This is a genomic window from Pseudomonas sp. D1-1, from assembly GCF_051132225.1.
Lineage (GTDB): Bacteria > Pseudomonadota > Gammaproteobacteria > Pseudomonadales > Pseudomonadaceae > Aquipseudomonas.
This window is the reverse complement of record NZ_CP071676.1, coordinates 4259803-4283315: the sequence shown is the minus strand read 5'-3', so window position 1 is coordinate 4283315 and position 23513 is coordinate 4259803. Positions and strand designations below refer to the sequence as shown.

13 protein-coding genes are annotated in these 23513 nt (G+C 63.1%); 5 read left to right on the top strand and 8 right to left on the bottom strand.

Features of this window, described 5'->3' with window-relative positions; genetic code table 11:
* Nucleotides 1–74: 74 nt before the first annotated feature.
* The 3 genes from J3P86_RS19085 to J3P86_RS19075 all read right to left on the bottom strand — a co-directional run bounded on the left by J3P86_RS19085 (nt 75) and on the right by J3P86_RS19075 (nt 5046).
* Nucleotides 75–1439 carry an HlyD family type I secretion periplasmic adaptor subunit gene (locus J3P86_RS19085; protein ID WP_434629148.1) on the bottom strand — a complete coding sequence of 455 codons (1365 nt, stop codon included), beginning with the start codon at nt 1437–1439 and terminating at the stop codon, nt 75–77.
* A gap of 70 nt (nt 1440–1509) precedes the next feature.
* Nucleotides 1510–3669, bottom strand: coding sequence for a type I secretion system permease/ATPase (locus tag J3P86_RS19080; RefSeq protein WP_434601497.1), 2160 nt, complete (start codon nt 3667–3669; stop codon nt 1510–1512).
* An 18-nt stretch (nt 3670–3687) separates the two neighbouring features.
* Nucleotides 3688–5046 carry a TolC family outer membrane protein gene (locus J3P86_RS19075; RefSeq protein ID WP_305499524.1) on the bottom strand — a complete coding sequence of 453 codons (1359 nt, stop codon included), beginning with the start codon at nt 5044–5046 and terminating at the stop codon, nt 3688–3690.
* 452 nt (nt 5047–5498) lie between these two features.
* Here J3P86_RS19075 and J3P86_RS19070 point away from each other — a divergent pair, with 452 nt between their 5' ends.
* Complete coding sequence (locus J3P86_RS19070) at nt 5499–12620, top strand: retention module-containing protein (protein WP_434698637.1); 7122 nt, start codon at nt 5499–5501, stop codon at nt 12618–12620.
* A 241-nt stretch (nt 12621–12861) separates the two neighbouring features.
* Here the strand turns inward: J3P86_RS19070 and J3P86_RS19065 are convergent, their stop codons facing one another.
* Complete coding sequence (locus J3P86_RS19065) at nt 12862–13260, bottom strand: YbaN family protein (protein ID WP_434572566.1); 399 nt, start codon at nt 13258–13260, stop codon at nt 12862–12864.
* An 8-nt stretch (nt 13261–13268) separates the two neighbouring features.
* Entirely contained in the window at nt 13269–13856 is a 588-nt protein-coding gene (locus J3P86_RS19060) for a UPF0149 family protein (protein ID WP_434629155.1), read from the bottom strand.
* Between the two features lie 445 nt (nt 13857–14301).
* Between J3P86_RS19060 and recQ the strand changes: the two genes are divergently transcribed.
* The 3 genes from recQ to J3P86_RS19045 all read left to right on the top strand — a co-directional run bounded on the left by recQ (nt 14302) and on the right by J3P86_RS19045 (nt 19112).
* Nucleotides 14302–16428 (top strand): DNA helicase RecQ, encoded by a 2127-nt coding sequence (gene recQ / locus J3P86_RS19055; RefSeq protein ID WP_434629157.1) that lies wholly within the window; start codon nt 14302–14304, stop codon nt 16426–16428.
* Nucleotides 16429–16545: 117 nt separating this feature from the next.
* Complete coding sequence (locus J3P86_RS19050) at nt 16546–16980, top strand: MarR family transcriptional regulator (RefSeq protein ID WP_305499533.1); 435 nt, start codon at nt 16546–16548, stop codon at nt 16978–16980.
* 119 nt (nt 16981–17099) lie between these two features.
* Entirely contained in the window at nt 17100–19112 is a 2013-nt protein-coding gene (locus J3P86_RS19045) for a FimV/HubP family polar landmark protein (protein WP_434698636.1), read from the top strand.
* Between the two features lie 104 nt (nt 19113–19216).
* On the opposite strand, the gene J3P86_RS19040 is transcribed toward J3P86_RS19045, so the two are convergent.
* Complete coding sequence (locus tag J3P86_RS19040) at nt 19217–21406, bottom strand: patatin-like phospholipase family protein (protein WP_434698635.1); 2190 nt, start codon at nt 21404–21406, stop codon at nt 19217–19219.
* Nucleotides 21407–21477: 71 nt separating this feature from the next.
* On the opposite strand from J3P86_RS19040, the gene J3P86_RS19035 reads away from it, so the two are divergent.
* Nucleotides 21478–21765, top strand: coding sequence for a SelT/SelW/SelH family protein (locus tag J3P86_RS19035; protein WP_434572572.1), 288 nt, complete (start codon nt 21478–21480; stop codon nt 21763–21765).
* Between the two features lie 19 nt (nt 21766–21784).
* On the opposite strand, the gene J3P86_RS19030 is transcribed toward J3P86_RS19035, so the two are convergent.
* Together J3P86_RS19030 and J3P86_RS19025 are read right to left on the bottom strand one after the other, a co-directional pair.
* The gene (locus J3P86_RS19030; RefSeq protein WP_434698634.1) at nt 21785–22675 is read right to left on the bottom strand and encodes a DMT family transporter; all 891 of its coding nucleotides are present in this window, start codon (nt 22673–22675) and stop codon (nt 21785–21787) included.
* A gap of 92 nt (nt 22676–22767) precedes the next feature.
* Complete coding sequence (locus tag J3P86_RS19025) at nt 22768–23511, bottom strand: AraC family transcriptional regulator (protein ID WP_434629166.1); 744 nt, start codon at nt 23509–23511, stop codon at nt 22768–22770.
* Nucleotides 23512–23513 lie beyond the last annotated feature (2 nt).

Below are 23513 nucleotides of genomic sequence, written 5' to 3'. Positions count from 1 at the left end.
CAATATTCGGCATCAACCAAGATCCACTGTGGGAGCGAGCCTGCTCGCGAAAGCGGCGGAACAATCGCCACATATCAGCGCTCACGCATCGCCTCGGTCCGCGCCTTCAACACCGGCTTGAGCAGGTAATCCAGTACACTTTTCTCCCCGGTAATGATGTCCACCGTGGCCACCATCCCCGGGATGATCAGCAACGGTTTGGCATCGCCGCCCAAATGGTTTTTATCGGTGCGCACCTGGATCAGGTAGAAGCTGTTGCCCTTGTCATCGGTGATGGTGTCGGCGCCGATCAGTTCGAGCTTGGCGCTCAGGCCGCCATAGATTGTGTAGTCGTAGGCGCTGAACTTGACCATGGCTTTCTGGCCCGGGTGGAGAAAGGCCACGTCTTGCGGACGGACCTTGGCTTCGATCAGCAGGTTGTCCTCCAGTGGCACGATTTCGACCATGTCGCTGCCCGGCTGGACCACACCGCCAATGGTGTTGACCTTGAGCTGCTTGATCACCCCACGCACCGGCGAGACCACGGTGGTGCGGGTCACCCGGTCATCGATGGCGATGCTCGATGCGGTGATTTTCGACAGTTCAGTGCGTTTCTCGTTGAGCTCCTTGGCCGCGTCGGAGCGGAAGGACTGCTCCGATTCGTCGATCTTGCTCTTGATCTCGTTGATCGCCGACTCGGCCCGAGGGATCGCCAGGGTGGTGGCGTTGAGTGAGCCGCGCACCTCCACCGCGCTGCGCTTGAGCCGGAGGATTTCCACCGGTGAAACCGCCCCGGTACGCACCAGCGGCGCCGACATGTTCATTTCTTCCTGCAGCAAGGACAGGGCCGAGCTGAACTGGCCTTGTTTGGAGCGAAACTCGGCGAGTTCCTGGGTTTTCTGCCGCAGCTGTTCGGTGAGGGTGCGTTGCTCGCTGGCCAGGCGCCGCTGGCGTTGTTGATACAACGAACGTTCGTCTTCGGCCACTTGCGGGGCCTTGGCGGTCACCTCTGCCGACAGCGCAAACGGTCGCCCTTCAGCCTCGGCCGACAGGCGTTCGACCTGGGCCGTGAGGGCATAACGATCGGCCTCGCTCTCGCCCTTGTTTGAGAGGAACCGCGTGTCATCCAGGCGCAGCAGGGTCTCGCCCTTGTTCACCATCTGGCCTTCGCGCACGAAAATCTCGGTGACGATGCCGCCTTCCAGGTTCTGGATCACCTGGACCTTGCTCGATGGAATCGCCTTGCCTTCGCCCGTGGTGACTTCCTGCAGCACGGCCAGTTTGGCCCAGACCAAACCGCTGACAATCAGCCCGGCGGCCAGCCACACCGTCACGCGCGAACGCCGGGGCGAGTCCTGCAATGTCGCGCTGGCGGTTTCCGGCATGAACTCGCTTTCGGCGCTTTTGCTGAAACTGCCGAAGTAGCTTCGGGCGGCTGAATCAGGTGTTTGAGCTGGCATGGGGCAGTACCCGTTGGTTAATTAAGATTTACTGAGTGCTGCTTTTGTGGGGAGGAATAGTTGGTAACTTTTATACTGCAGCAGACCCCACCCGCCCTTTGCGCAGCGCATCGATCACCGCGTCCTTCGGTCCGTCCGCCACGATCCGTCCGTTTTCCAGCACCACCAGGCGATCCACCAGGCTCAGCATCGAGGTACGGTGGGTGACCAGCAGCACGGTCTTGCCCTGCACATGGGCGTGAAGTTTTTGCCGCAAGGTATCTTCGCTGCTGTTGTCCATGGCGCTGGTGGGTTCATCGAGCAAGAGGATCGGCGGGTCGAGCAGCAGGGCCCGCGCCAGCAGCACGGCCTGGCGCTGGCCTCCGGACAGCAGCTGGCCGCGCTCGCCGACCGGGCGATCGAAGCCTTGCGGGTGCTGGCGCGCCAGTTCGGTCACGCCGGTGAGTTCCGCCACCTCCAGCATGCGGCCGTCGCTGATGTAGCGGGCGCCAAGGGTGAGGTTGTCGCGCAGGCTGCCGGCCAGCAGAGGCAGGTCGTGGGCGACGTAGCCGATCTGTTGACGCAGGTCGGCGACGTCCAGTTGCCGCAGGTCCAGGCCATCGAGCAGCAACTGACCTTCCTGCGGGGCATAAAAACCCATCACCAGGCGCGCCAGGGTGCTTTTGCCCGAGCCGCTGCGGCCGATGATCCCGACGCGCTCGCCAGGCTTGAGGCTGAAACTGACGTTCGCCAACGCCGGGGTACTCTGGCCGTCGTAGTGGAAGGTCACGCCGCTGACATCCAGGGCGCCCTGCAATTGGGTGCGCTCCAGCGGACGCTGGCTGGCGTCGCGCTCCTGGGGCAGGGCCATCAAGGCATCGGTGCTGCGCATGGTGAGCTGGGCTTGCTGGTAGCGAGTGATCAGCCCGGCGATCTGGCCCAGCGGCGCGAGGACCCGGCTGCCGAGCATGTAGGTCGCCACCAGTGCGCCGACGCTGAGGTTGCCGGCAATGATGCTGTAGACGCCGGCGACGATGGTTGCCATGCCGGCCAGTTGTTGCAGGAACAGCGTGCCATTGGTTGCCAGCGCCGAAAGGTTGCGGGCGTGGCTGTCGAGGCGGGTGAGGGCGCCATGAGTGCTTTCCCACTGATGCTGGCGTTCGCTTTCGGCGCTGCAGGCCTTGAGGGTTTCCAGGCCGCCGAGGGTTTCGATCAGCAAGGCCTGGCGTTGGGCGCCGAGGGCCAGGCTTTTCTGCACGGTGTCGCGCAGGCGCGCCTGGATGATCATGGCGAAAACCACGGTGATCGGGAACGCCACCACGGGTATCACCACCAGCCAGCCGCCAAGCAGGCCGATCACCACCAGCATCAGCACGGCAAAGGGCAAGTCGATCAGGCTGGTCAGGGTCACGGCGGTAAGAAATTCCCGCAGGCCCTGGAAGTCATGGATGCTCTGGGCGAAGCCGCCGATGGTCACCGGCTTGGCTTTCATCGCCATGCCGGTGATGCGTTCGAACAGCGTGGCGGAGAGAATCACGTCGGTCTTTTTGCCGGCGCTGTCCAGCAGATGAGCCCGCACGACCCGCAACACCAGTTCGAAGCCGGTGCCAATCAGCAGCCCGACAGCCAGCACCCACAATGTCGACGTGGCCTGGTTCGGCACCACGCGGTCGTAGGTCTGCATTACGAACAGCGGCACCATCAATCCCAGCAAGTTGATCAGAAAGCTCGCCAGGATCGCGTCGCTGTACAGCCAGCGCGACAGTTTCAAGGTGTCACGAAACCAGGCCTCGACTCGCGGGACCAGCGGCGCGCGCAAATCTTCCAGTTCGTGGCGCGGTCGGGCGAACAAGGCCTGGCCGCTGTAGTCGGCGGCCAGCTCCTGGCGGCTGACCCATTGTTCGCCGCCATCGGCTTCGCTGGGCAGGATCAGCGCCTGGCCGTCGTCACCCCAGCGGCGCAATATCGCGCAGCGACCTCCGGCCAGAATCAGCATCACCGGCAGATTGAGCGCTGAAATGTCCGCCAGGTCGCGACGCAGCAGCCGCGCCTGCAGACTGGCCCGGGCCGCTGCGCGAGGCAGCAGGTCCAGGCTCAGGCGTTGGTGCGCCATTGGCAACCCGGCGCTGAGGCTGGCGCGGCTGACAGTCGCGCCATGGAGTTTGCAGAGGATCAACAAGCCGTCCAGCAACGGGTCATCGAAGTTCAGGCGCGGGTCGGCGCCGGGGATTACCGGTTCCATGCGGGTCATGTCGATCGCTCCCATGGACTACTTCAGTTCCGGCAGCCGTGCCTGGTTCTTGACTTCGGTCTGGGCGACGGCGTCGGCCGGCAGCACGATCCGCTGTTTGCTCAACAACAGGCCCATGTTCGCCAGCACGCGGTACATGGAGTATTCCTCGGTGTAGCGCACCTCGGTGTAGCGACGGTTGGCGTTGTACAGCTCGTTTTCGCTGTCGAGCAAGTCGAGCAGGGTCCGTTGGCCGAGGCCGAACTGGTCTTGATAAGCGGCACGCACGCGGGCGGTGGTGTCGGCGTACTCACGGGCCGTCGGGGTCTGTTTGCGGGCGTTGAGCATCGCGTTCCAGGCCAGGCGCGTGTCTTCGTTGAGTTGGCGCAGGGCGTTGTTGCGGATGTCCATGGCCTGGTTGATCTGGTGGGCGTTGGAGGCCAGCCGGGCCTTGTCGCTACCACCGCGCAACAGGTTGTAGTTCATCACCACGCCCAGCCGCCAGTTGTTGTCGTGGCCTTCTTCGCCGCCGAGGTTGTTGTTGGCGCCCACCGCCGCTTCCGCATCGAAGCGCGGGTAGAACGGCGATTTCGCCACTTCATACTGGCTTTCGGCGGACTGGATGTCGGCCTGGGCCGATTTCAGGTACGGGTTGTTATCCACCATGCTCTGCTGGGCTTCGCGCAGGTCGACCGGGATTTCGCCCTTGGTCGACGGCGGGGCTTCCAGCTCATCGGGCATGCGCCCGACCACGCTGTAGAAGTTCGCCTCGGCATCGGCCAGGTCGACCTGGGCGGTATCGTAGTTGTTTTCCGCCAGGGCCCGACGGGCATTGGACTGGTCGGAGTCGGCCGTGCTGCCCACCCCACGCTCGGTGCGCAGGCCGATCTGGTCGTTGACGCGCAGGTGCGCCTGCAGGTTGTTCTTGGCCAGGGTTACCAGCTCGCGACGCTTGAGCACTTCCAGGTAGACCTCGATGGTCCGCAGGGCCAGGTCCTGCGCGGTGCCCTGGGCGTAATAGGCGCGGGAGTTGACCACACCCTTGGTGCGTTCCACTTCGTTGGCGGTGTTGAACCCGTCAAAGATCATCTGGCGCAGGCGCAGCTCCGACTGGGTGTAGGTGAGGATATTGGTGTGATGGTTGCCCAGCGCCCGGGTGTTGGTGTTGTCGCTGTAGCCCCGACCATAGCCGGCGTTCAAATCCACCGACGGGAAAAAACCGCCCCGGGCGACCTTGACGTCTTCATTGGCCGACAAACGGCTGTCCACCCGCTGTGCGAGTTCCGGGTGGGTCGCGATGGTGCTCTGTATCGCTTCGGTCAAGGACATGGCCTGCGCTTGAGAAGAGCAGGCCATGGCCAGCAAAACCGCGCTGCAGAGAGGGGTAAGAACGCGCATGGGATGCATCTCCTGAGGTCTGTTGTGCTTCGTTGTCGCCAGAATATTGACGTGTAAAAGATCAAAACCGTTTCAACCTTGTAACAACACAGCTAAGAACATTCCAGGAAAAGCCTAAGAAGAATTTCTCATAATGCTTATTCCAAAAAAAACTTATGAGCCAGGAAAAAACCGGCACATTGTTCAACGCGAAAGCCTTTGTATTTAAGGCTCTTGACGGATTACAGACGTCAATAAAAAGTTCCAGATAAATTTCGAAACGATGTGAAGAAGGGCAAAAAGATTTAAAAGTGAGGCGGCATGCGTGACGGTTTTTTGTCGTTGTGGCGAAAATCCGCTACCTTCCGATCTCGCGAAAGCTGGCAGATTTTCCAGATTCTGACGGCCAGCCTGAGTCTCGCTTCTTCACCCAGCACAGGTGCCGACTACGGTTGGCAACGGAGGAAATGCACATGGCAGCGCTCATCGGTACCGTCAGTAAGGTCGTAGGGCAGGTTTTCGCAGAGGCCGCCGGTGGGCTGCGGCGCCCGTTGATCGAAGGTGATCGGTTGTACGCCGGTGAGCACCTGATCACCGGCGCTGAGGGGGCGGTAGCCGTGCATTTGCAGAACGGCCAGGAACTGACCTTGGGCCGCGAAAGTGACCTGACCCTGACCCCGCAGCTGCTCGCCAACCAGGCAGCGCCTGTCGACACGCCCGAAGCGCCAGTGCCAAGTAATGCGCAACTGACCGATGTGCAGCAATTGCAGCAAGCCATCGCCGCCGGCGCCGACCCGACCCAGACGGGCGAGGCCACGGCGGCGGGCGCCGAGGGCGGCAACCCGGGCGGAGTGGGCGGTGGGCACAGCTTTGTGCTGCTGGAGGAGGTAGCCGGGGAGGTTGATCCTCTGATTGGCTTCCCAACCGCCGGGTTCAACGGGATTCCCGAGTTTCCACAACTGGAGCTGGCGGCTGATCCGGACGCCAACGATGGCGATGATGGCGATGGAACCGTGCCGCCGGTCATTCCTGAAACGCCGGACAACCCCGTCACCCTTGATGGCGTGACCGTGGACGGCGGCGAGCTGAGCACCAACGAGGCCAATCTTGCCGACGGTACCGCCAGCAATCCTGGCGCGCTGGTGCAAAGCGGCACCTTCAGCGTTTCCGCTCCCGACGGCTTGAACAGCCTGAGCATCGGCGGTATCAGCGTGATCGCTGGCGGCGTGGCTTCAGGTTTCCCGCAGTCCGTCACCTCGGCGCTGGGCAACACGCTGACCATCACCGGCTATGACCCCGCCACTGGCGTGGTGAGCTACACCTATACCCTGACCGACAACGAAACCCATCCGGCGGGCGGTGGTGCCAATACCATCAGCGAGCAATTCCCGGTCGTGGCCGTCGATAACGACGGCGATACGGCCAACGGAACCCTGGACGTCAACATTACCGACGACGTACCCCAGGCAATCGATGACAGCCACGCCAGCAGCGCATCGGAAACCCTCGTCACCCTCACTGGCAACGTGTTGCCCAACGATGACCAGGGCGCTGATCGCATACCCACCGGCCCCGACAGCGGGCCGATCATCGGCGGCACGTTCACCGGTACCTACGGCACGCTGGTGCTCAACCCCAACGGTACGTACACCTACACCCTGAATACCAGCGACCCGCAATTCGTTGCGTTGCACGGCGGCGGCAACGGCACCGAAACCTTCACCTACACCCTGACCGACGCCGACGGCGACACCAGCACTGCCAACCTGGTGCTGCAAGTGCACAACAACGACGACCCGGTGATCATCAACGGCCTCGACACCGAGGGCGGCGAGCTCACGGTGCAGGAGAAAAACCTCGGCGACGGCAGCAACCCGGACGCCTCGGCGCTGACCCAGAGCGGCACTTTCACCATCACCGCGCTGGACGGCGTGCAGACCCTGAGCGTCGGCGGCATCACTGTGGTCAGCGGTGGCGTCGCCGCCGGTTTCCCGCAATCGATCACCACCGCGTTGGGCAACACCTTGACCGTCACCGGCTTCAACGCCGCCACGGGCGTGGTCAGCTACAGCTACACCTTGCTCGACAACGAAGCGCATCCAAATGCCAACGGCGCGAACAGCCTGGGCGAGCAGTTCAGCGTGGTGGTCACTGATGACAACGGCACCACGGCCACCGGCAACCTGGACGTGAACATCGTCGATGACTTGCCTCAGGCCGTGGACGACAGCAACGCCGGTACTGCCTCGGAAAACAACCTGACCCTGACCGGCAGCGTGCTGCCCAACGACAACCAAGGCGCCGATCAGGTGGCGTCCGGGCCGATTACTCCCGGCACTTTCACCGGCACCTACGGCACGCTGGTGCTCAACGCCGACGGCTCCTACACCTACACGCTTAACCCTGGCGACACCGATTTCAAAGGCCTGCACGGCGGCGGCAACGGCACCGAAACCTTCACCTACACCCTGACCGACGCCGACGGCGACACCAGCACTGCCAACCTGGTGCTGCAAGTGCACAACAACGACGACCCGGTGATCATCAACGGCCTCGACACCGAGGGCGGCGAGCTCACGGTGCAGGAGAAAAACCTCGGCGACGGCAGCAACCCGGACGCCTCGGCGCTGACCCAGAGCGGCACTTTCACCATCACCGCGCTGGACGGCGTGCAAACCCTGAGCGTCGGCGGCATCACTGTGGTCAGCGGTGGCGTCGCCGCCGGTTTCCCGCAATCGATCACCACCGCGTTGGGCAACACCTTGACCGTCACCGGCTTCAACGCCGCCACGGGCGTGGTCAGCTACAGCTACACCTTGCTCGACAACGAAGCGCATCCAAATGCCAACGGCGCGAACAGCCTGGGCGAGCAGTTCAGCGTGGTGGTCACTGATGACAACGGCACCACGGCCACCGGCAACCTGGACGTGAACATCGTCGATGACTTGCCTCAGGCCGTGGACGACAGCAACGCCGGTACTGCCTCGGAAAACAACCTGACCCTGACCGGCAGCGTGCTGCCCAACGACAACCAAGGCGCCGATCAGGTGGCGTCCGGGCCGATTACTCCCGGCACTTTCACCGGCACCTACGGCACGCTGGTGCTCAACGCCGACGGCTCCTACACCTACACGCTTAACCCTGGCGACACCGATTTCAAAGGCCTGCATGGCGGCGGCAACGGCAGCGAAACCTTCACCTACACCCTGACCGACGCCGACGGCGATACCAGCACTGCCAACCTGGTGTTGCAAGTGCACAACAACGACGACCCGGTGATCATCAACGGCCTCGACACCGAGGGCGGCGAGCTCACGGTGCAGGAGAAAAACCTCGGCGACGGCAGCAACCCGGACGCCTCGGCGCTGACCCAGAGCGGCACTTTCACCATCACCGCGCTGGACGGCGTGCAAACCCTGAGCGTCGGCGGCATCACTGTCGTCAGCGGTGGCGTCGCCGCCGGTTTCCCGCAATCGATCACCACCGCGTTGGGCAACACCTTGACCGTCACCGGCTTCAACGCCGCCACGGGCGTGGTCAGCTACAGCTACACCTTGCTCGACAACGAAGCGCATCCAAATGCCAACGGCGCGAACAGCCTGGGCGAGCAGTTCAGCGTGGTGGTCACTGATGACAACGGCACCACGGCCACCGGCAACCTGGACGTGAACATTGTCGATGACTTGCCCAAGGCCCACGCCGACTCCGCCTCGGTGGAAGAGGGCGCGACGGTCAGCGGCAACGTGCTGAACAACGACGAGGGCGGCGCCGACGGGCCTGCCGCCAGCGGCGCAGTGATCGGCGTACGCGCCGGCAGCGATACATCGACCTCCGCCGTAGGCGGCCTCAACAGCCAGATCAATGGCACCTACGGCTACCTTACCCTGGACGCCAACGGCAACGCGGTCTACCACAGCAACCCGAACGCCGTCAGCGCACCGGGCGCCACCGATGTGTTCACCTATACCGTGCGCGACGCCGATGGCGACGAGAGCACCACGACCATCACCATCGACGTTTATAACAGCTGCCTGGCCGCAACCCCTGACCAGGAAATCCGCGTCTATGAAAAAGCCCTGGATCTCAACCAGGATGGCCAGGACCTGGCCCCCGGCACCGTCACCGGCAGTGCGCCGAATGCCAGCAGTGAAACCGCGAGCGGCAGCCTTGTCGGCTCGGTGACCGGTGCCGTCGGCGCCGTCACCTTCGCCCTGATCGGCAATGCCACTGGCGCCCATGGACAACTGTTGCTCAACCCGGACGGTTCGTACACCTACACCCTGACGTCGCCCGCCACGACAACGCCCGCCGCCAATGATGGTCCGAACGTGTTGAGCGAAAGCTTCACGTACCAAGCTACGGACTCACTCGGTAACAGCGTCACCAGCACCATCGTTATCAACATCGTCGACGATGTGCCCAAGGCGCACTGTGATACCGCGGCGGTGGTGGAGGGCGGGACGGTCAGCGGCAACGTGCTGGATAACGACGTGCTCGGCGCCGATGGTGGCGTGGTGATCGGCGTGCGGTCCGGCAACGATACGTCAAGCCCGGCCAGCGGCGTCCTGAACAGCCAGATCAACGGCACCTACGGCTACCTGACCCTGGATGCCAATGGCAACGCGGTCTATCACAGCAATCCGGACTCCGTTGGCGTACCGGGTGCCACCGATGTATTCACCTACACCGTGCGCGATGCCGATGGGGATGAAAGCACCACGACCATCACCATCGACGTGCACAACAGTTGCCTGGTCGCTGAAACCGATCATGACGTCACCGTTTACGAAAAAGCCCTGGACCTGAAACAGGACGGCCAGGACCTGGCACCCGGCAGCGCCACCGGCAGCGAGCCGGGCAGCACCGGCGAAACCGCCACCGGCACCTTGGTCGGTTCGGTCAGCGGTGCAACCGGCGCCGTGACATTTGCCTTGGTGGGAGACGCCAATGGCGCTCACGGCCAGTTGCTGCTCAACGCCGACGGCTCTTACACCTATACGCTGACCTCGCCGGCGAATACCACGCCGCATGCCAACAATGGCCCGAACGTATTGACCGAAAGCTTCACCTATCAGGCCACCGATTCCCTGGGCAACAGCACCACCGGCAACCTGGTGGTGAGCATCGTCGACGATGTGCCCAAGGCTGTCGCGTCCGAGCGTTCGGTCCCGGCGGTGGAGATCGATTCGAACCTGCTGATCGTGCTCGACGTGTCCGGCAGCATGAAAGACGATTCCGGTGTGCCGGGCCTCTCGCGAATGGACCTGGCCAAACAGGCGATCAGCGCCTTGCTCGACAAATACGACGACATGGGCGACGTGAAAGTCCAGCTTGTGACCTTCAGCGGCAGCGCCACCGGCCAGAGTGCCGTGTGGGTGGACGTGGCAACCGCCAAGACACTGATCGCCGCGCTGAAAGCGCACGGTGATACCAATTACGATGCGGCCGTAGAGATGGCCAAGACGGCGTTCGCAACACCGGGGCAACTGACCGGCGCCCAGAACATTGGCTATTTTTTCTCCGACGGCAAGCCGACCAAGGGCGACATCGGCCCGGCGGACGAGGCCGCGTGGAAGGCCTTCCTCGACGCCAACAGCATCAAGAATTACGCCGTCGGCCTGGGCAGCGGCGCCAGAAACGTCAATCTTGACCCGCTGGCCTACGACGGCAGCACCCACACCAACACCAACGCGGTGGTGGTGACTGACTTGAACCAGCTCAATTCGGTGCTTTCCGGCACGGTGCAAGGTGTGCCGGTTACCGGCAGCCTGTTTGGCGAAGGCGGCTCGTTCGGTGCCGACGGCGGGTTTATCAAAAGCCTGGTGGTGGACGGCACGACCTACAGCTACAACCCCGATGCCAACGGTGGCCAGGGGGCGCTGACCGTCAGCGGCGGGGCCAACCACGGCACCTTCAACACCGCGACCAACACCGTCAGCATCGCCACCGGGCATGACGGCATGCTCGTGGTGAATCTTGATACCGGCGCGTTCAGCTACACCTCCCAGACCACCACCAGCACCTTGATCACCGAGAACATCGGCTACACCCTCAGCGATAACGATGGTGACCTGGCGGGCTCCAACCTGGTGATCAAAGTCCAACCCAACAGCGCTCCGGTGGCGGTCGATGACAACGTCATCACCAACGTGCTCTCGGGCAATATCGTGGTTCCGGGTGAACTGCTGCTGGGCAATGACAGCGACGCCAACGGCGACCCGCTCTCCGCATCACCGACCAGTTTTAATACCGGCTGGGTGGCCAGGGGCGCGGATTTCACCGGCAGCGCCGGTACCGCCAGTTTCACTGGCAACAACGCCCAGTCGATCAGCCTCAACCGCAGTGCCTTCGTCGCCAACACCGCGAGCATGACCGCGGTGCTGGTGGTCAGCGGGGCGCTGGGGGCGGTGTCGAACAACAACGCCAACGATGAAGACCGGCTCAACATCAGCCTCAAGCAAGGCGAAACCCTGACCCTGGATCACAATCTCACGGCCGGTCGCATCGCCATGGAATATTCGCTTAACGGCGGCCCCTTCATCGCAATCAACGACGGCGCCTCGTTCACCGCGGCGGCGGATGGCAATTATCAGATCCACGTCACCAACATTCCCAACCCCGGCAATGGCAACGCCAATGCCTCGGAAAATTACCAACTGACCCTGACCGTCAACTACGCCGGTGCCCAGGACACTACTCCCGATTATCACGGCAGCTACACTGCCAGCGACAACCACGGCGGCAGCGATTCCGCCGGGGTGGGCATCAGCTATCAGGCGGGCCACACCCTGACGGGGACCACGGGCAACGATGTACTGCTGGCCGGCAATGGCAACAACGTGCTCAACGCCGGCGACGGCAACGACATCCTCAGCACCGGCGCGGGCAACAACACCTTGCATGGCGGGGCTGGCGATGACTTGCTCTACAGCAGTGCCGGTAACGACCTGCTCGACGGCGGCACTGGCAACGACACCGCCAGTTATGCCCATGCCACCGGCGGCGTCACGGTAAATCTCGGCCTGCTGGCCGGACAGAACACCCTGGGGGCCGGCACCGACACCCTGGCCGGCATCGAGAACCTGGTCGGTTCGAACTTCAACGACCACCTGACCGGCGACAGCCTGAGCAATCGCATCGACGGCGGCCTCGGCCATGACGTGCTCAACGGCGGTAACGGCGATGACCTGCTGATCGGCGGCCTGGGCAACAACACCCTCACCGGTGGCAACGGCGCCGACACGTTCCAATGGCAGGCGGGCAACAGCGGTCACGACGTCATTACGGATTTCACACCGGGCCTCGACAAACTCGACCTGTCGCAACTGCTGCTGGGCGAGAACGGCAGCGCGGCGTCGCTTGATGACTACCTGCACTTCAGCGTGACCGGCAGTGGAGCCTCGTTGATCACCAGCATCGACGTCAGCAGCACCGCCGGCGCCACGCCGAACCAGACCATCGACCTGGCCGGCGTCAACCTCGCCAGTCACTACGGCGTCACGCCGGGCGCAGGCGGAATGATCGGCGGCGCGGATACCGCGACCATCATCAACGGCATGCTGAACGACCATTCGTTGAAGGTCGACACGGTGTGAGATGAGCTGAAACGACAAAACCCGCCATCTCTGCTCTGGAGATGGCGGGTTTTTAATTTTGGCCCGCATAAAATTTTCCCGGACCCAGGCACCGCTGTTCCCGTGGCGAGGGAGCTTGCTCCCGCTCGGCTGCGCAGCAGTCGTAAAATCGGCAGGCGCGGTCTGCCTGGGGAATCGCATCAGCTGATTTCAGGGCGGCTTCGCCTCCCAGCGGGAGCAAGCTCCCTCGCCACAAGGGCATTCAATCAGGTTTGCGCAGCGTCTTCTGCCTGAGGATATACACCGTCACCAGCACCGCGCTGGTCAGCATGAACACCCGCGCCCATGGCAGGGGCACCAGGTAGCACGACAGCAGGATGCTCGCCCACATCAACCCGATAGCGTAGACCTTGCCCTTGAGCGGGATGCCGTTGCCGCTGAGGTAGTCGCCGATCCAGGGGCCGAGGCGCGGATGCTCCACCAGCCAGCGGTAGAAGCGTGGCGAACTGCGGGCGAAGCAGGCCGCGGCCAATAACAGGAAGGGGGTGGTGGGAAGGACGGGAATAAAGATGCCGATGACCCCCAGCACCACGCTCAGCCAGCCGATGGCGAGCAGAGCGTAGCGCAGGATCAGCGGGCGATTGCCGAGGGGCGCAGGCACCCGCTGACTCAGTGGTGGCGCGGCTTGAGGATCGCCGGTTTTTCGTCCGGGGCGTTGCACAGCAGGTACAAGGCGGTCAGCGCTTCGGGGATTTGCACGATCATGTCGTCCATCAGGTTCGCGTCGGCGGCAATGTCGGAAAACTCCGGTTGCTCGTCGAACAGACCGGAACCGACCATGATCGGCAACAGCATTTCGCTGACTTCCTCTTCGGCGGTTTCGAACCAGGCCGCTTCGCGCAGGAACACGCCTTCCATGAAGCCGATGCACCAGCCGCGCAGTTCCGAATCGTCCGGATCGTCGCCCAGGTCCAGCTCGCACGGCAGCTCGAATTCTTCATCGGAAGCCAGTTGGCGGGCGATGTGAGCCTTGAGGCCGACCAGCGTCGCTTCGATTTCGGCGCGTTGGGCTTCGTCGCTGTAGTGCGGTTCTTCGGCGAACAGGGCGTCGATCCATTCACGCTCCGGCACCTGCTCGGAGCAGATCGACAGGGCGGTCAGGTAGCCATGAGCGGCCACGTAATCCAGCGCCTCTTCGTGCAGCTCATCGGCGTCGAGGAACACTTGCAGGCGGGTCAGTTGCTCAGCGAAGGACATTACAGGCTACCTTGGGGAATAAACAATGCGGGAATTCTAGGCTTTCTTGAGCGCTCAGGCCAGCCGCGTGGTGGATTTGCCTTCTTGCCGGGCTGTACTCATACATTGTGGCGAGGGGATTTATCCCCGCTGGGCTGCAACGCAGCCCCAACGCAGCCGACTCATTACTAGGGATTAGCGCGACTCAAGCAACATGAGGGGCTGCTACGCAACCCAGCGGGGATAAATCCCCTCGCCACAACGGCTGCGTCGCATTCATTTGCGCACTCCCTCAAACCTCCCGTCAGCAACCCCCTTCGCAACGAAACCCTCGGGTATACTGCCGCGTTTTGTGATGCCCTGCCGCATCCCGGCGGTTCGAAACGCGCACTTACGATTCGCCGGTGCAGCGTTTGTGTTTCTGGACCAGCCTTGCAGGGATGTTTCGGTGATTTTTGGAGTTTTTATGCTCGAACAGGCTCAACGCGTCCTCAAGGACATCTTCGGCTACGACAGTTTTCGTGGCCGCCAGGGTGCCATCATTGAGCGCGTGGCCAGCGGTGGCGATGCCTTGGTGCTCATGCCTACCGGCGGCGGCAAGTCCTTGTGCTTCCAGGTGCCCGCGCTGCTGCGCAACGGCCTCGCGGTGGTGGTATCGCCGCTGATCGCCTTGATGGACGACCAGGTCGCGACCCTCGAGGAATTGGGCGTTGCCGCCGCCGCGTTGAACTCCACGCTGAGCGCCGAGCAGCAGCGGGACCTGGCGGAACGCATCAAGCGCGGTGAAGTGAAAATGCTTTACCTGGCGCCTGAACGTCTCGTGCAGCCGCGCATGCTGGCTTTTCTCCAGAGCCTGGAAATCGCCCTGTTTGCCATCGACGAAGCCCACTGCGTATCCCAATGGGGCCATGACTTCCGTCGTGAATATCTGCAACTGGGGCAATTGGCCGAGCTGTTTCCCGACGTGCCGCGCATCGCCCTGACCGCCACCGCCGACAAACGTACCCGCGAAGAAATCGTCGAGCGCCTGCACCTGCAGAACGCCGAGCGGTTCCTCTCCAGCTTCGACCGCCCGAACATTTTTTACCGCATCGTGCCCAAGGAACAGCCGCGCAAGCAACTGCTGGCGTTCCTCGCCGAGCGCCGCAGCGACGCGGGTATCGTCTATTGCCTGTCGCGCAAGAAAGTCGAGGAGGTGGCGGCGTTTCTCAGCGAGCAAGGTTTCCCGGCATTGCCCTACCATGCTGGGCTGCCCAACGATTTGCGGGCCTATCACCAGAAGCGCTTTCTCAACGAGGAAGGCCTGATCATGGTCGCCACCGTGGCGTTCGGCATGGGTATCGACAAGCCCAACGTACGGTTCGTCGCGCATTTGGATCTGCCCAAGTCCCTGGAGGCCTATTACCAGGAAACCGGCCGTGCCGGTCGTGACGGTTTGCCGGCCGATGCCTGGATGGCCTACGGCCTGCAGGACGTGGTGATGCTCAAGCAGATGCTGCAGAACTCCGAGGGCGATGAGCGCCACAAACGCCTGGAACAACACAAGCTCGACGCGATGCTATCGCTCTGCGAAGAAACCCGTTGCCGCCGCCAGACCTTGCTGGCCTATTTCGATGAGGACATGCCCGAACCTTGCGGGCACTGCGACAACTGCGTCGACGGCGTGGAGACCTGGGACGCCACCGAGCCGGCCCGCCAGGCGCTGTCGGCCATCTATCGCACGGGCCAGCGTTATGGCGTGGGGCATCTGGTGGACGTGCTGCTGGGCAAGGACAACGAAAAGGTCCGCAGCTTTGGCCATCAGCACCTTTCGGTGTTCGGCGTGGGCAAGGCCCGCACCGAGAGCGAATGGCGCTCGCTGTTCCGGCAACTGGTGGCGCGCGGCCTGGCCGACATCGACCTGGAAGGTTATGGCGGCCTGCGCCTGAGCGCGACCTGCCGGCCCTTGCTCAAAGGCGAGGTCAGCCTGGAACTGCGTCGCGACCTCAAGCCCGCAACAGCGATCAAGAGCAGCAAGAGCCAGGCCAGCCAACTGGTGCGTGGCGAGGAGCGCGATCAGTGGGAGGCCTTGCGCGCCTTGCGGCGCAAGCTGGCGGAGGAGCATGGCGTGCCGCCCTACGTCATTTTCCCCGACTCGACGTTGCTGGAAATGCTCCGCAGCCAACCGACTTCCCTCGCGGAAATGGCCCGGGTCAGTGGCGTTGGCGCGCGCAAGCTGGAGCGTTACGGCGAGGCTTTCCTCCAGGTGCTCGGCGGCGAAGCCGAAGCGCCAAAAGCCGTGGCCGATGTACGCCACGAACTGATCACGCTGGCTCGTGCCGGCATGACCCCGCTACAGATCGCCGGGCAACTGCAGTGTTCGGAAAAGAATGTCTACACGATGCTGGCCGAGGCGATCGGTCAACAGCAGCTATCCCTGGAGCAGGCGCTGGATTTGCCCGAAGAACTGATGGGCGAAATCCAGGACGCGTTTCTCGACGGCGAGGGTGAATTGCCCGCGGTATCTGACGTTGCCGCGCTGTTTGCAGGCCGCGTTCCGGAAGGCGTCCTGTATTGCGTAAGAGCTGCATTGCAATCGGAATTTGAAGTCTGATCAGACAGTTACGCTCCTTTAACGATTCACTACAGTGCCAGCCTTGCTTGAATCCGAAGCTCATGCTTAGCTGACTAATAATTAGTATTTCTCTATTTAGATTCTGATGAGTTTTTTATGCCTCTAACCGATCAACACCGCTTTGGCATGCAGTTGGCGCAAATGTCCCGGGGCTGGCGAGCCGAGCTGGACCGTCGCCTCGCCGGGCTGGGCCTGTCCCAGGCGCGTTGGCTGGTGCTGCTGCACCTGGCCCGCTTCGAACAGGCGCCGACCCAGCGTGAGCTGGCCCAGAGCGTCGCCGTTGAGGGCCCGACCCTGGCCCGCTTGCTCGATAGCCTGGAAACCCAGGGACTGGTGCAGCGCCAGGCCGTGGCCGAGGACCGCCGCGCCAAGAAAATCGTGCTCTGCGCGCCGGCCTTGCCGCTGATTGAACAGATCGAAACCATTGCCACGCAGCTGCGTCGGGAGTTGTTTGAAGGCGTTGACGAAGAGGATATGCGGGTGTGCATGCGGGTTCACGGCAGAATCCTGGCCAACCTGGAAAAATCCTGAGGCACATCCCTGACACCAGGTTTTTGAGATTCGCCGGTTAGCGAACTATAACCAGTAGTAAGCGTTCCTAATGGAAGCGTTTACGCCGAGGTTGGTTCTGGTAATCGAAAGGGATGCCCATGCTTGAAAGTCTGCAGTCCACGTTGCGCAACTGGGTCAACGTGTTGATAGTCGTGGGTGCCCTGGGCTTTCCGGCCCTGGCGTCGGCGCTGGGGCTGGGAGAGATCACGCTTCATTCCGCGCTGAACCAGCCGTTGCGCGCCGATATTGCTTTGGTCGATGCGGCCGGCCTGGGCGAGGGGGATTTGTCGGCCAGCCTGGCGAGTCCGGACGATTTCACTCGCGCCGGGGTGGAGCGGGTGTTTTTTCTCAACAGCTTGCGTTTCACGCCGGTGTTGCGCGGCGAGCGCAGCTTCATCCGGGTGACTTCCAGCAAGCCGGTGGAAGAACCCTTCCTCAATTTCCTGGTACAGCTCAACCAGCCTAACGGCCGGGTGCTGCGCGAATATACCGTGCTGATCGATCCGCCGGGCACGCCAGGGATTGTGCCGGCCGTGGACGAGCCTTCCGCTGCGGCCGAAGCGACACCCGCGATCAAGCCACCACCGGCCATACAAGGCAAGCGCTACACCGTCGTGCAGGGCGACAACCCCTGGATCATCGCCAAGCGCCTGCATGACGCCGGCAGCAATGCCTCTGTCAATGAGCTCATGCAGGGCATCCAGGCGCTGAACCCTGGCAGCGAGCGGCTTTCCATCGGTCAGCGCCTGTTGCTGCCCGACTCGGCCATATTGCCGCCTCCCGCCGCAACCCCTTCAACGCCGGCCTCTGTCGCCCCCGACAGCAACGCCGAGCAACTCGCCGCCACGGTGCTGCAAAACCAGCAACAACAGAAAACCATCGACGAACTTCAAGCCCGGCTTCAGGCCCAGGACGCGGAAATCGCCGGCCAGCGCCAGCAGATCAGCGAGTTGCAGGCGCAACTGGCCCAGGAGCCGCCGGATGCCGTTGCCGCGACAGCGGCGCCAGCGGAAGACGTCGAGCCCACTCCGGTGGTCGAGGCGACGCCGACCGACGAGGCAGAGGGCATCGATTGGGTGTGGGTGGCGGGGCTGGTGGGGCTGCTGGGGTTGCTCGTCGTGTTGCTGTTCCTTCGCCGTCGGCAACAGCAGGAGCTGGCGGATCCGCAGCCGATGTCCGAGCCTCGCGAATTGATCCTGGACGATGACGAACCCGAAACCTACGGGCAATCGGACGCCGAACGCCCTGAAGTCGCCGCGTCGTTCAATAACGGCGATGCGCCCCTCGGCGATGTGCTCGAAGGGGTGGGAATCTACCTGACCTATGGCCGCTTCACCGAAGCGGCGGGCTTGTTGCGCGCCGCGTTGCTGGCGGAGCCGGAGCGTACCGACCTGGGCCTCAAGTTGCTCGACGTGCTGGGCAAGCAGGGCGATGTCATCGGTTTCCAGGCCCAGGAGAACCACCTGCTGGCCCAGGGTATCGATCGCCAGGCGCTGGAAGAAGTCCGCGGGCGCTACCCGAGGATCTCCATGGTTACCGCGCCCGTTGAGACCTCCCTTGATACGCCGCGTGATACGCCGCGTGATACGCCACTTGATGCGCCTGCGCCGACAGAACCCCTGGCACGCATTCCAGAGCCCGAACCGCCCAGTCCCCCCAGCGACGAATTCGAGCTGAAGCTCGATAGCTTGTCCATGGAGAACAGCTGGGACCTGACCGACACCCCGCAGGCAGCCGCTGAACCGAAACCCCTGGAAACCTTCGAAACCGGCACCTTGTCGCTCTCGGGGTTCGATGAGCCCGACCTGCAATGGGGCGCGCCTCTGGAAACCGAGTCGTTGGACGATGATTTTCTCGACGGGTTTGCCGACGAAGAGCAGTCGCTGGAGTTGGAGCCGCTGACCGCCGAACCGGAATTCGACTCCCTGTCGCTCGAACCGGTGTCCTTTGAGGCGCAACCCTCGCAGCATTCGGAAAAGCTCGAAGAAGCCCAGAATCGTATCGATGAGGGTGACCTCAAGAGCGCCATCACGCTGCTGGAGGAACTGGTGGAAGAGGGCGACGAGCCGCTCAAGGAAACGGCCCGGGTGCTGCTGGCCGGGATTCGTTGATTACCCCTGTGGGAGCGAGCCTGCTCGCGAAATGGCGGTACAGGGGATCTCCATGGCTGAACCATCTCTTCGCGAGCAGGCTCGCTCCCACAGTTTGAACAGCGCTAGAACGTCTGCCCCAGATTCAGATACACCGCCTGCTCATCATCGTCGTTGAAGCCATAACTGAAGTTGAGTGGCCCCAGCGGCGTGTCGAACCCGAGGAAAATACTGGCGGCGTTGATGTAGCCGCTGTCGAATTCATTGTCGTTGTTCCAGGCCCGGCCGCGCTCCAGCGAACCGCCGACATACAACGGGAAATCCAGCGGCAGGTAGGCGCGCGGCGTGAGCCTGCGGTAGTACACGGCGCGCATCAGGCTCATGTTCTGGCCGGATACCCCGTCTTCACGAAAACCCGACAGCTGTCGGGCGCCGCCGAGGACGAAACTCGACGTCACGACCTCGGCGGTGTCCAGGGTCCGGCCATAACGACCGCCGAGGATGAGGGTATCCGGGCCGCTGCTCAGGGCCTTGTCCAACCTGAATTCCCACTGGCGATAACGCTGGTCGGAACCTAATCCGGGTTCGTACTGGCGCCAGGACAAGCCGATGTCTTCCCCTTCGTGGGGGAAGTAGACGTTGTCCAGCGAGTCGAATGAATACTTGAGCTCGTAGAAGCCTTCGTTGAAGTTTTCGCTGGGCTGGTCGTGATCGCCGATGCGCACGTCCGCCTTGCCCCAGGCCTGGCCGACACCGAAGCGGATTTCCCCGCTGTTGCCGATCTGGCGGCCCAGGTTCAGGCCGAAGCCATAGCGCTCGACCCGATACTGGGCGACCGGGTCGTTATCGAGGATCGACTCGACGTTGCGCGATTCGAATTGTCCGTAGGGCGCGATGAAGTAGCGCGAGCCGACGTCCAGCGGCTGGTAGAACTCGCTGTACAGCTCCTGCTTGTCGCCGATCTGCACCCGTGTCAGCCATTCGGCGCCGAGGCGATTGATACCATTGACCCGGTAGCTGGCACCGAGGTTGAAAGCGCTGTCGCCGCGCATGTCGTCCGACAGGCTCAGGCCCAGGCGCAGGTAGTCCGTGCCGGTGCGTCGGCCCCGGGCGCTGATCACCAGGGTGTTGTCCGCGCCCTTGTGTACTACGCGGTATTGCACCTGCTCGAAATAATCCAGGCCGTACAAGGTGCCCATGTCGGTTTGCAGCCGACCCAGGTCCAACGGCTCGCCGATCTGTTGACGAACGTAATAGCGGATCACGTCGTCGCCGACTTTCGAATCGTTTTCCACCCGTATCGCGGTGATGACCGGCGTGCGTTCGCTGGGGGTGCGCGCCGCCATCAGCTCGGCGTCGGCCGGTTCAGGGCGACGCAGGTGCGCCAGGCGCGCCTCGAGTATCCGGGTGGCGCGGTAACCGGCGTCGATTATTTCCGTGGCGCGGCCGAAATCGGTGGAGCCAAAGCTCGCCAGGGCGGGCTGGATCAGCACGTCGTTGTTTTTCAGCGTCGCCAGTTGTTCCTCCGAGTTGCGGCGGGTCATCAGGGTGGTCGACTGATTCAGCACATCCACCACCGTGACCAATTGCTTGCGGTTGCGCAGCGGCGTGCCGATATCGACGACGATGGCCATGTCCACGCCCATTTCCCGGGCCACGTCCAAGGGAATGTTGTCGCTCATGCCGCCGTCCACCAGCAGCCGCCCGTCCAGTTCCACCGGGGCGAACACCGCCGGGATCGACATGCTGGCACGGATCACCTTGGGCAGGTGGCCCTTGCGGAACACGACTTTTTCGCCAGTGGCGATGTCGGTCGCCACGGCGCGGAAGGGGATTGGCAGCTTGTCGAAATCCCGGGTATCGCTGGCGTGGGCCAGCAGGCTTTCCAGGAGCAGGGCCAGGTTCTGTCCCTGGATCACGCCCAATGGCAGGCCGAGGCTGCCGTCGTCGCGAAAGCTCAGCTTCTGCTTCACCAGAAAATCCCGGTCATCCTGCTTGCGCCGGAAGGGCACGTCCTTGCGCGGCGGGGCATCGGACAGCGCCTGCTGCCAGTCGATGCCCAGGGCAAGTTTCTCCAGCTCGTCGATCTTGTACCCGGAGGCGTATAGACCGCCGATCACCGCGCCCATGCTGGTGCCGGCGATCGCGTCGATCTTGATGCCTTGTTCTTCCAGGGCTTTGAGCACGCCAATATGCGCCAGCCCACGGGCCGCGCCGCCGGAAAGTACCAGGCCGATCTTCGGTCGCGGCGCTTCGACCGCGTCGGCGAACAGGGGCAGCAGTAACAGGAGCAGGCATGGCAGCAGGCGGCGCATTGTCAATCTCGGGGCAGGCGGTCAAAGGCGAGTAGTATAACGACGCCTTTGACCGCAGGAGCTCACCCGCAATGACCGCTCACAAACCGGAAGTCGTCATCACTTACTGCACGCAGTGCCAATGGTTGCTGCGCGCCGCCTGGCTGGCCCAGGAGTTGCTCAGCACGTTTGGCGACGATTTGGGCAAGGTGTCCCTGGTGCCGGGCACCGGCGGGGTGTTCCATATCAGCTGTGACGGTACGCAGGTCTGGGAGCGCAAGGCTGACGGCGGTTTTCCCGAGGCCAAGGTCCTCAAGCAGCGGGTCCGCGACCGGATCGACCCGGAGCGCGACCTGGGGCACAACGACCGGGTTCAGTGACTCGTTTCAGTCACCTGGCTCAGTGAGACGAGGCCTGGGCGCCGGCGCTGGATTTTTTCGTGCCGTCGAGCTGGCTCGACACCACAATCGCAACGATGATCAGCACGCCACCGAGCAGCATGCGCAGCGTCGGGTTTTCATCGAACAGCAGCCAGGCAATGGTAATGCCGTAGACTGGTTCCATGGCGAACACTACCGCCGCGGTGCGCGCCTTGATCACCGCGAGGCTGGCGACGAACAGGCTGTGGGCCAGGCCGGTGCAGAACACCCCGAGCAGGCCGATCCACAACCAGTCGATGGGGCGCACATCGCTCAGTTGTGGCGCGGCCATCGGCAACAGGCATAACCCCACGACCACGTTCTGGCACAGCGCGGCCTGCACCGGCGGTACGTGTGCGGAGCCGGCGCGATTGGTCAGCGACAACAGCGAGAACAATAGACCCGAAGCCACGGCCCAGAGCAAACCGGTGGTGGCGCCGCTGGCCAGTTCGAAATCCGGTGTGACCAGCACCAGGCCGACGCTCACCAGCACCACCAGGAGAATTTCGTTGGCGCGGATCCGCTCGCGGAAAATCAGCCCTTCGAGCAATACGGTGAAGGCCGGGAAACTGGCGAACCCCAGCGTGGCGATGGCCACCCCGGCGACTTTTACCGAGATGAAAAAACTGACCCAGTGTCCGGCCAGCAACAGCCCGCCGAGCAGCAACCGGCGAGCGTCGCGGCCGCGCAGTTTTTGCCAGCGGGTGCGGCTGGCGAACCGGGCAAACACCGCCAGGGCCAGCACGGCGAACACCGCACGGCCAAACACAATGACCGCCGGCGAGGCGGCGGCCAGTTTGCCGAACACGCCGGTCAGGCCAAACATGAGCGCGCCGATGTGCAAGGCGCCGAGGGCGGTACGGGGAGTCATTGCAATCCTTGTTGAGCGATTGAGCGTCCGGCTATTGAACCCTTTGCCAGCCGCTTCTGTCTGTCGCGAACCTAGCGATTTTTAGCGCGGATCTAGCGCCGAAGCTTGCCCGGCGAAACACCGAACTCGCGCAGCACCGCCGCCGCGAAGGCGCTTTGCGAACTGTAGCCAACCTGATGGGCGATTTCGCCGATAGGCAGGTTTGAGTCTCGCAACAGTCCCACGGCTTTGTGCAGGCGGCGGCTGCGGATGTATTCCATTGGCGTCTGCCCGCATTCAGCGACAAAACGCGCATGCAGGCGCGCGCTGGAAAGCCCGGCGACCCGCGCCAGGTCCGCCACTTGCAGCGGATAGGCCGCGTGCTGGTCGATATGAGCGTCCAGCGCGGCATAGGGCAGGCGCCGGCTGCCGCTCGTTTGCTGGCGGGCGCCGTTGAGGCTGGCCAACAGCAGCACCGCGCCTTGCTGGGCGATCAGCGGATCGTCCACCGGACTGCCCGCGAGCCAACTTACCAACTGGCTCTGCCCCGTATCCAGGGGCAAGCGGATATTGCGGTCGAGCAAGCGCCGGCTGGCATCGGCGTGATCGCCCAGGCATTGCCCGACCCAGTCATCATCAGGCACATCCAGCACCAGGCAACGGCTGCCCTGGGGGCTGCCGCAGGCGTGATGGGCGCCGGCGGGTACCACCACGAAACTCTGCTGCACCACCTGGCTGCCACGCCCTTCGACTTCGAAGTCCAGCGCGCCGGACAAGCCGAACACCAGCTGCGCATGGTCGTGGCTGTGGACAATCAGATCGTGGCTGTAGTGGCGTAGCGTGAGGATCGGTCTCATCG